Below are 10,295 nucleotides of genomic sequence, written 5' to 3' on the forward strand. Positions count from 1 at the left end.
AGGTGCATCTACCATTTCCAACTGAACAAATCCGATTGCAGAAAGAACCGGAACAAAAGACTGTAGTAATGGCGTATCCTCCTGAATATTGAGGCCATCGGCATTCCCGTTGCCTATAACCGCAACCGGCCCCGTGGCCGATTGCTGGTCAAAAGTCAGCGTGCCTTGCGCGTGGGTTTGAAATGAAACAGCAACCAATATTGCAACCAGTAAAACTCGGAAGATCATTTTCATAATTTGAGCCTTCCACAGGGTAACAACTGGGAAGTAACACTGTCAATCCGTTTTTAGCAAACTGATGGCATGTCTCTGGCCAAAGCCAGCCGTGCCGAATGCGAAAAGATCATCCAGCTTCTCAAAAAAGAGCGGGAACGACGGGGTCTGTCCAAATATTTCGTCGCTCAGCGATCAGGCTTGTCTCAACAAGCCATCGGTTACATGGAAAAAGGGTCTAGGATTCCTTCCTTGGAAACGGTGTTGCGCGTTGCAAAAGCGATGGACGCAGATTTAGCTGCCATCATTAAACAAGCGCAAAAAGAACTTTCCAAAGCACGATAAATTTCCAAAACCTCCGCAACCTCTCGTACGCCCCATTCCCCAACTGAAAACTTGAAACTGAAAACTTCAAACTTTCCTAGTTGATAAACATCACCTCATTCGCCTGCAACAGCGCATGCGCATACTTCGCCCACGCCCCGACCGGCGCCAGCCCATTCGCTGGAATCGTTGCCAAAGACATCGCTGGTCCCGCGTTTTTCTTTTTGCCGCCGCCGCCTTTTTTGCCGCGAACCGCTCGCGGATTTTCTTCCCGCGCGAGGTCCGAGTCCGGCGTTTCCGCCGGTGGCGATTCCTTCAAATAGGTCAAACCCAGTTCCACCTCCACCGGCGATGGCTCCCGCTGATAGATGATGTCGTAAAGCAATTTGATCCGCGCCTCCGCGCCGCTTGTGTCGCGGAATTCCGGGCGATTGACCAGGTTGCGCGCCTGCTCCACCACCAGCGGACTGTTCATCATGAACAACGCCTGCTGCGGCACAATCGTCTCATAACGCTTGCCCGTCGTGATGTCGGGGTTCGCAAAATCAAACTGATTAAAAACCTCCGGCAAATTCCGCCGGTCAACATAACCGTAAATCGTGCGCCGCGTGGAATACGGCGTCGCGCCCAGGTTCACCGGCCGCCCGCCCATCGTGAGATTCAGCTTCCCGCCCATCGCCAGCAGCGAATCACGCACCGCCTCAAACTCCAGCCGCTTGATGTTCGCGCGCCACAACAGCCGGTTATTCGGGTCCTGCTGCTCATACCGCGGATTGTTATCGCTGCTCTCCTGATAGACACTCGAAAGCATGATTAACCGCGTCATCTTCTTGATGGACCAGCCTTCCTCCACGAAACGCGACGCCAAATAATCCAGTAATTCCGGATGGCTCGGCGGCGCGGACTGATTCCCAAAATCATCCGGCGTCGTCACGATGCCTTCGCCAAAATGATGCAGCCAAATGCGATTCACAATCACCCGTGCCGTCAATGGATTGCTCGGACTCACGATGGCCTGGGCCAGTTCCAATCGTCCGCTGCCGTTGCGATAAACCGGGCGCGTCGGTCCCGATAAAATCTCCAAAAACCGGCGCGGCGCGATGTCCCCACGGTTCTCCGCTTCCCCGCGCAAAAACACCGGCGAGTCCGAAGGATTCGCGCGGTCCACCAGCACCATCGCCCGCGGCGGCGAACCTGGATCCGTCAATTCCAGCGTCGTGACTTCCTTGCGCAACTCCCCTTCCTTCTTGCGAATCTCCTTCGTTTTCTTTCCCTTCTTGATCGCGTCGTAGGTGGCGATTTCCGCGCTCAAGTCATTATATTTTTTGGCAAACTCCTCATAGCTCGGCGAAGCCGTATCAATCTTCCCGATGATCGGTTCATCTGTCGGCTCAACCGAACTCGCAAAAATGCCGCGCAGCGAATAATAATCCTTCGTCGGAATCGGATCGAACTTATGGTCGTGACAGCGCGCGCACGTCACCGTCAACCCCAGCATTCCCTTCGTCACCACGTCAATGCGATCGTTGATGATGTCGTTGATATTGTCATTGAACCGCTCGCCCAGCGTGAGAAAACCCATCGCCGCCAGCGCGCTTCGGTCCGAGCCCAGTTGCAATTTATCCGCCGCCAGTTGCTCGATGATAAACCGGTTGAACGGCTTGTCATCGTTGAACGCCTTGATCACATAATCGCGATACGTCCACGCGAACGGATACCGAAAATCCTCCTGCTGCTGTTTGACGTCGCCCTTCGTGTCCGAATAACGCGCCGTGTCCAGCCAGTAACGTCCCCAGCGTTCGCCATATTGCGGCGAGGCCAGCAAACGATCCACGACCTTCGCAAACGCATTCGTCGAGGCATCGTTCACAAAATCTTCCGTCTCCTTGAGCGTCGGCGCGAGGCCGATCAAATCATAAGTTGCGCGGCGAATCAGCGTGCGCCGGTCCGCCATCGGCGAAGGTTTCATCCCATTCTCCTCCAGCTTCGCCACGATGAACGCATCCACCGGCGTCTTCACCCAATCTTTTTCCTTCACGTCCGGCACCGGCGATTTCCTGATCGGCTTGAACGCCCAATGATCCTTGTCCGTCTTCGCTGCGGCGATGGCCGGAGTCGAAGCCTTCGGATACGGCGCGCCCATTTTCACCCACGTCGCCAAATCCTTGATTTCGTTATCGGCAAGTTTCTTGTCCTTCGGCGGCATCTGCAAATCGGAATCCGTGTAACGAATCGCCGTGATGAGCAAACTCTTTTCCGGATTACCCGGTACAATCGCCGAACTCGTTTCCCCACCCTTGAGCAGCGCGTCACGCGATTCCACCGACAACCCGCCCTTGAGCTTCGGCGCCGACGCGCTATGGCACTTGAAACAATTATTGACGAGCACCGGCCGGACCTTGCTCTCAAAAAAATCCAGGTCCGCCTTGCTCGGTTCCTGCGCCTGCAAATGCGCCGCCGCGAAAAGCCCCGCGACACTCAGCAAAACTAATTTTATTTTTCCCATGGCTCGCAAAACGATTAAGCCATCACACCCTTGACCACATTCCCCGCCACGTCCGTCAATCGAAAATCGCGCCCGTTATAACGATACGTCAGCTTCGTGTGATCGAACCCCAGCAGCGCCAGGATCGTCGCGTGCAAATCGTGGATGTGAACCTTGTTCTCCACCGCATGCGCGCCGAACTCATCCGTCGCGCCGTAAATCGTCCCGCCCTTCACGCCGCCGCCCGCCATCCACGAGCAGAACCCTTTGTTATTATGATCGCGCCCTGGATTCTCGTTGCCATTGCGGTCCTTCGTCACCGTGCGGCCAAATTCCCCGCCCCAAATCACCAATGTGCTGTCGAGCATGCCGAGCCGTTTCAAATCCGTCATCAACGCCGCCAGCGGCTGGTCAATCTGCGACGCCGATTCCGGCAACCGCTTCTCAATATCATTATGATGATCCCATCCGCCCGCCCACACTTGAACGAAACGCACGCCACGTTCGAGCAATCGCCGCGCGATCAAAAGCTGCCGCCCTTGCTGCGTATTGCCGTAAAGCTCCTTCGCCTCCGCCGGCTCCTTTTGAAAATCAAACGCATCCGAAGCCGCCGATTGCATCTTGAACGCGATCTCGTACGCCTCGATGCGCGCTTCGAGTTGCGCGTCCTTCTGCAAATTCTGGCTGTGCAATTCATTGAGCTGATGCACCAGGTCAAGCTGCCGCCGCTGCTCCTTCAACGAGATATACGGATTGCGAATATTCTGGATCATCTCATCCACCGAACCCGCCGTCGTGTTAACGCTCGTGCCTTGATAAACGCCCGGCAGAAATGCCGCCTGCCAATTTTGCGTTCCGCCCGGAGGCAACCCGCCGCCCGGCCGCAACGAAACAAACCCCGGCATATTCTGGTTCTCCGTGCCCAGTCCATAAACCGTCCACGAACCCAAACACGGTTTCGCAAGCCGCAACGAACCGGTGTTCATCATCACCGTCGCCACCTCATGCGCGGGAATGTCCGTGTACATCGAACGGATGATCGCCATGTCATCCACGTGCTCGCCGATTTTCGGAAACACCTCGCTCACCGGAATGCCCGACGCCCCCATCGGCGAAAATTTAAACGGCGAACGCATCGCCACGCCCTGCATCCCCGGGATGGATTTGCCGTCGTATTGATCCAGCGCCGGCTTCGGGTCCCACGTGTCCACTTGCGACGGCGCGCCCTGCGCAAAAATATGAATGACCCGTTTCGCAGTCGCGGGCAGCGGCGGCGTCTTCGCCATGAGCGGCGATAGCGAAGTCTCAGCGTCCGCCGAACTCACCAAATTCGGCGACAGCAAACTCGCCAGCCCCAGCGCGCCGATGCCCAGCCCGAACCGATTTAAAAACTGGCGGCGCGTGATGCAAAAATCTTCCGGCCGGGCAACGTGTTCCTTGATGTTCATGGTAATTATTTAGTAACTCGTTTGATTACGGGCACTGGTAAAATAGACGTAAAGCGCCGGGCAATGGTTTCAATTATTTTCTCGTTCAAGTTACACCAAAAATCCCGTTACGCCACCGCCAAAACCCCTGCCTTCGCCGCATTTTGCGCGCCATTCTCAAAATCCATCAACAAAAGCCGTATTTATCTTGCGCACAAGACGGTTTCGCTCAACCGCCTTATTTTCAAGACAGAATTGACGCAGAGTCGCGAGAGGCGCAGAGGCGCAGAGGAAGACAAGTGAATTACTCGAAAGAAAGACAAATTATTTCTAAAAAGAGGGCGTGGGTTACACATATCGCATCTGCCAAACCCAAAGACACAACTGTCCATTTCCTAAAAATCCTTTGAGGAGAATTTCAAACTGTGTTTAATCCGTTAATTTTTTCTCCCAGTGGCCGTCCGCAAGGACCTCTGCGCCTCTGCGCCTCTGCGCCTCTGCGCCTCTCGCGACTCTGCGTCAAAAATAGAAAACCCAGCGCCCCACATTTCCCATTGACGCCCGCCCGAATTAGCGCGATTGGGTACTTCATCAACATGGGAGAAATCGTCCATGCCAAGTGCGCCTGTAAAGAATGCGGGAACCACATCGAATTCCCCGCCTACGCCGCGCGCACGACCGTCCCCTGCCCTCACTGCGGCCAATGGACCGAATTGATTCCGCCCGAAGCCGAGCCCGAACCCAAACGCGTGGACTTCACAATGATCACTTTGATCGCCTGCGCCGTCCTCGTCATCATCGGCGCAATCTGGTGGCATCATCGCCCCAAACCGGTTGTGGACGAAAATGCTCCGCCCCAAGTCACCCGCATTACACCCGTCCCGATACCCGCAAAATCGCCACCCGCCGTGACCGCGCCCATCGTCCCACCCGTCAACGTCGTCACCCAGGCCGTCGTGCAAGCCCCCGTCAAACCCACCCGCCCAAAATCTCCCGACGATTTAAAAGCCGGCGCGGTCGAACTGCAAAAAACTCCCGGCAGCTCCCTCATCTATGCCATCGGCGCGGTGAAGAACGATTCCGATTACCAGCGTTTCGGTGTCAAAATCGAACTCGAACTCCTCAATAAAAAAGGCGAAAAAATCGGCGACACCCAGGATTACAAAGATATCATCGAACCCCGGCAGGAATGGCAATTTCACGCCCTCGTCCCCGACAAACGCACTGCCTCCGCAAAAATCACTTCCCTCAAAGAGCAGGAATAACTCGTCTTTTCCGAACGGACCGCGGGTCTCTGACCCGCAGCAACTCACGAATCAGATTGCCGCTTACGGTTTGCCAATCCCCGCACCGGTCTATAACTGCCGCCTCGCCCATCATTAATCTCTTCACAAACAAAAAAATCTCCCCACCCGTACGACACGAGTGAGGAGTTGTTCTGTGTGTGTTACCGTGTTAAGGCCCGTAACTGCGATAAAACCGCACCGTATGATTCGTGCTGTCCGAATCCATAAATTGAAACAATCCATTCCCATCCGCCATCGCCGAACCGATCGTTGACCATCCGGTGAGCGCATTGGGCGAAGCTTGAATGCTGTAAGTCTGGTTCGGCAGGCCACCCGTAAAATTCACCATCATGCTTTGGCCGGAAACCTGGGTTGCCGGAATCGAACTGATCACGCCCTTTCGCGAGAATAGTTTGAAGATCGCACCGAAAGGCGGCGTGCCGCCATACGAGCCCGTGCCAAAGAGCGAACCATCCGGCGCCAGCGTCAAGCCGCTATATGGCGTGTTCGCCTCGGCATCCGTGAAATCGTGCAGCGTCGTGAACGCCGCGCCATTGGTTTGAATCGAAAACACCGTGCCGTCGAACACACTGCCGCCGCTTTGCGTCGTGCCATACAACGTATTTCCAACCAGCACCAGCGCGCCTTGTGGATTCTGCCCGTCGCTGCCGCTGCCAAATTGATACAGCAAAGTTCCGAAATTGCCGTTCGTGTCCATGCTGAACACCGTGCCGGAATAATTCGATCCACCGCCCGCGCTGGTGCCGTAAAGAATTCCATTTGCCGCCTGCACCAGCGGCGATTTCAAATTCGCGCCGTCGTCCGGGCCATCATTGAAGTTATACAAGTCGTTATAGAAGGATCCGTCCGTGCTGATTTGGAAAACCGTCCCGGCATTCAAATTGTTGCCTCCCGACGAAGTCGTGCCATACAACAATCCATCCTGCCCGAAAATCATCGCTGCCATTGGATTGCGGCCGTCAATGGTTCCCAGATCCAAACCGGCCGGCCGAGGCTTCAGATTTTCTTCCCCACCTCCGTCGCCGCCGCCGCCGGTGTTCGGGGGAACAAAGCCCGCGAACGAATACAACACGGAATAATTATTGCCATTTGTATCCAGCTTGAACACCGTGCCGTCGCCATTGTCTCCGCCGTATTGCGTCGTGCCGTAGAGAAACCCATCCGGCCCCTGAACCAGGACCGCCTGCGGGGCGGCTCCGTCCGGACTGGCGCTGAACTCGTGCAGCAGCGTGTAGTTGTCACCGTTGGTGCTAATTTTGAAGACGGCGCCGAAGTCATTACTGCCGCCATTTGGCAGTGTCCCATACAGATATCCATCTGTGCCCTTGATCATCGGCGCCGAAATTTGTCCGTCAGAACTGTCCCCGGTAAAATCGTGAAGAATGGCGTAGCCCATGCCATTTGATTTTATTTTGAAAATCACGCCATTGCCCACGCTCCCGCCACTTTGCGTTGAACCATAAATTTCCGTCCCGTCAAACAACACCGCCGCGTAAGGATTGGAGCCGTCGCCGCCTGTGTCCGACGCGAACTGATGGATAACGCTCGCGTTCGTTCCCGCCAGCTTGACTACTGTTCCATTGCCACCGTCGCCGCCCGAAAAGGCCGTCGCGTAAAATGCGCCATCCGCCCCTTGAATCATATTGCCCATTGGGGACGTGCCTTCGTTGCCATTCAGCGTATGAAGCACGGTTAACGTCGTTCCGTTGGTGTCTATTTTATAAAAGGTTCCCTGGTTCGTGCTGTAACCCGTGGTTTCGCCATAGAGATTTCCATCCGTTCCAAAAACCAAACCTGCCGAGGGAAAATATCCTTCGCTGCCATCCGCGGGATAACGGTGGATCACCTGGTAACCGGAAAAATCCGGGTTGATTTTATAAATCGTGCCCACGCCAAACGCCACCGATCCCGGTACCGGCATATAATTGCCGCCGTATTGTGTCGTGCCGTAAATTGTGCCATCGGGTCCCTGCACCGGCGTGCCGATGGGATTGCCGCCATCTCCAAATGCGCCTTGCGTGAAACTAAAAAAGTGCTGGCTCACCAACCCGCCACTGCGGCTGATTTTAACCAGATACGCCGGCGTGGTAACCGTAACCGTGTATAAATATCCGTCCGCTCCTTCCAGCACTCCGGCATACGGACTGCCGCCCGTGTTGCTGGTAAAACTTTCCAACACCGAAAAAGTTGTCCCATCCTTGCTGATTCCGAAAACCGTGCCGTAGTAATTATTCGCCCCGCCAAAACTGGCCGTGCCATATAACATTCCGTCCTCCCTGCCTTCGGTTAATCCGGCAAACGGATTGACGCCGTCACTGCCGTTCAAACTTCTCAGCACTTTATAATTGGCGCCGGTGGCATCCATTCCGAATATCGTGCCTAAATTATAAGTTCCCCCGTTATACGTCGTGCCATAAAGTCTTCCGTCACTGGCCAGCAAAAGTTTTCCTTCTGGCCGCGTTCCATCTACCTGGTTCCCCGAAAACGAATGCAGAACCGTGTAACCGGAACCGTCGGTGTTCATCTTATAGACCACACCCAGATCGGACGCGCCGCCGCTTTGCGCCGTGCCATAGAGCGAATGATCCGTTCCCTGAATGACTTGGCTGTAAGGATGCGAACCGGTCGCCAGCGCCGTGAAACCAAAATTTCTGACGGTTTGAAAGTTGGTCTGGGCTTGCGAATCTATCGAGAAAGCCATAGCCATGGCTAGAAACCCTTTGAGAAGACGTGAACAGGACATGATCATAGTTGTTGTGCAATTTGAGTTGGTTTAGACCGTCAGAACAAAAACCCCTTTTGAGAAACCCTTTAGAATCCACCAGGGACCGGGATGCTCGGGAAATATGCCCTTCAAGTCAAGCGAAACTGCATTTTTCGGCAATGATTATCGGTTAATCATATAACCCGCGCCCGTCACCCATCCCTTGCAAAATGCAGTTATTTCCGTGCCTGACTTGCAGCCATACTATCTTGTTCACAAACTCTATTCGTCCCACTCCAAAAAATGGATGCATCCTTCAAAAACTTTTTTCCCGCAGCAAAAAAAAGATTTCAGCCGCAACAAAATTTTCCAATGGTCATTCAAGAAAAATCTCTCCTCATTTCCCCTCTCCGCGCCTCCGCGTCTCCGCGTTTAAAAAAGCCCCAACCCAAAATAGGGGTGCGCCCCACTCGCCAAGCAGCCACAGTTGCCCCTCGCAGTTCCAACTAAAAAATGTTACGCCTTTTGCCATTATGAAATTCGCCCACGCGTTTTGCCTGCTCGCGCTCTTGTTCGCCGCCGGTTGCCAAACCAAAGAAACCGCCTCGCCCCGCCAGGAAGCCCGCGCCGCGTGGGTCAACAACTGGCGCGCGACCAATCCCGTCTGGCGCGGCGTTCACCTCATGGTGTCGAGCGATAGAAGCGTCAACGATTTGATTGAACAAATGCCGCGCCTGCAAGCCGACGGCGTCAACGTCATCATCGCCGAGGTGGATTACAATTTCGATTTTCCCTCGCACCCGGAATTGCGCGGCTCGCAATACATCACCCGCGACGGCGCGCAACGCCTCGTCCAATCCGCGCACGACCACGGCATCCGCCTCATTCCCCAAATCAACTGCCTCGGCCATCAATCCTGGAAAACCAACCGCATGGCCCTCCTCGCCAAATATCCGCAATTTGAAGAACTGCCCGGCCCGCAGGAAACTAACAAAGATTTCTATTGCCGCAGTTGGTGTCCGCAAGATCCCGATGTGAACAAAGTCGTGTTTCAACTCATTGACGACATGGTGGACGCTTTCGATGCCGATGCCTTCCACGTCGGCATGGATGAAGTATTCATCATGGCCTCCGACTATTGCCCGCGTTGCCGTGGCCAGGACCCCGCAAAACTATTTGCCAAATGCGTGAACGATCTCCACTCCCACATCGTCGGCCACGATCATATTGAAATGCTCATGTGGGCCGACCGCCTCCTCGACGCCAAGGCCGAACATTACTCCATGTGGGAAGCCTCCGCCAACGGAACCGCGCCCGCCATAGACATGATTCCCAAAGACATCATCATGTGCGATTGGCATTACGAGAAACAGAAAACCTACGCCTCCGTGCCCGTGCTGCTCGACCACGGTTTCCGTGTGCTGCCCTGCGGCTGGCAACCGCTGACCAACACCCTCGCCTTCAGCGCGTTTTCCCACGAACAACGCGAACACAACGCCCGCGTCATCGGCTATCTCTGCTCGACCTGGGGCAAAGTCAAAATCCCCGCCACCGGCGAATGGCCGCCGATCGTGGACGCCTTGAAAGAGTGGAAATAAATTTGATGTCCGAACCGTCCGCGCATCCAGCCAAACCATTCGCTTAAACTGTAGCGGCGGTCTATGACCGCCAACCAATGGGAGGGCGAGCGTACCCGCGAGCCGTGACTAGACCAAAAGCTCCCAAATCACTCAACAAAACCCACAAATATTTCGCGGCACCGCAGGACGAACCCGCCACTCCACCAAGTTCGCAGGGACGACCGACAATCTAGCGCAGGGCTGCGCTGCCGCGCA

The 10,295-nt window shown here is 55.1% G+C and carries 8 protein-coding genes; 4 read left to right on the forward strand and 4 right to left on the reverse strand.

Features of this window, described 5'->3' with window-relative positions; translation table 11 throughout:
* The coding region (locus tag VH413_08480; GenBank protein HEX3798724.1) for a hypothetical protein at positions 1-234 on the reverse strand (234 nt) is incomplete at its 3' end.
* Positions 235-303: 69 nt separating this feature from the next.
* On the opposite strand from VH413_08480, the gene VH413_08485 reads away from it, so the two are divergent.
* Positions 304-558 (forward strand): helix-turn-helix transcriptional regulator, encoded by a 255-nt coding sequence (locus VH413_08485; GenBank protein ID HEX3798725.1) that lies wholly within the window; start codon positions 304-306, stop codon positions 556-558.
* Between the two features lie 76 nt (positions 559-634).
* Here VH413_08485 and VH413_08490 read toward each other — a convergent pair whose 3' ends face one another.
* Both VH413_08490 and VH413_08495 read right to left on the reverse strand, forming a co-directional pair.
* A complete protein-coding gene (locus VH413_08490; GenBank protein HEX3798726.1) occupies positions 635-3,043 on the reverse strand; it encodes a PSD1 and planctomycete cytochrome C domain-containing protein in 2,409 nt (802 codons plus the stop codon).
* Between the two features lie 14 nt (positions 3,044-3,057).
* The gene (locus tag VH413_08495) at positions 3,058-4,470 is read right to left on the reverse strand and encodes a DUF1501 domain-containing protein (protein ID HEX3798727.1); all 1,413 of its coding nucleotides are present in this window, start codon (positions 4,468-4,470) and stop codon (positions 3,058-3,060) included.
* On the opposite strand from VH413_08495, the gene VH413_08500 reads away from it, so the two are divergent.
* Together VH413_08500 and VH413_08505 are read left to right on the forward strand one after the other, a co-directional pair.
* On the forward strand, positions 4,453-4,752 hold the full coding sequence (locus VH413_08500) for a hypothetical protein (protein HEX3798728.1): 300 nt from the start codon (positions 4,453-4,455) through the stop codon (positions 4,750-4,752). The two genes, VH413_08495 and VH413_08500, sit on opposite strands and share 18 nt — an antisense overlap.
* Positions 4,753-5,045: 293 nt before the next feature.
* Positions 5,046-5,714 (forward strand): FxLYD domain-containing protein, encoded by a 669-nt coding sequence (locus VH413_08505; GenBank protein HEX3798729.1) that lies wholly within the window; start codon positions 5,046-5,048, stop codon positions 5,712-5,714.
* A gap of 190 nt (positions 5,715-5,904) precedes the next feature.
* On the opposite strand, the gene VH413_08510 is transcribed toward VH413_08505, so the two are convergent.
* Positions 5,905-8,463: a choice-of-anchor tandem repeat GloVer-containing protein gene (locus VH413_08510; GenBank protein ID HEX3798730.1), complete on the reverse strand. Its 2,559-nt coding sequence runs from the start codon at positions 8,461-8,463 to the stop codon at positions 5,905-5,907.
* A gap of 530 nt (positions 8,464-8,993) precedes the next feature.
* Here VH413_08510 and VH413_08515 point away from each other — a divergent pair.
* A complete protein-coding gene (locus tag VH413_08515) occupies positions 8,994-10,058 on the forward strand; it encodes a family 20 glycosylhydrolase (protein ID HEX3798731.1) in 1,065 nt (354 codons plus the stop codon).
* Positions 10,059-10,295 lie beyond the last annotated feature (237 nt).

The sequence above is a fragment of the Verrucomicrobiia bacterium genome (assembly GCA_036268055.1).
Classification (GTDB): domain Bacteria; phylum Verrucomicrobiota; class Verrucomicrobiia; order Limisphaerales; family Pedosphaeraceae; genus DATAUW01.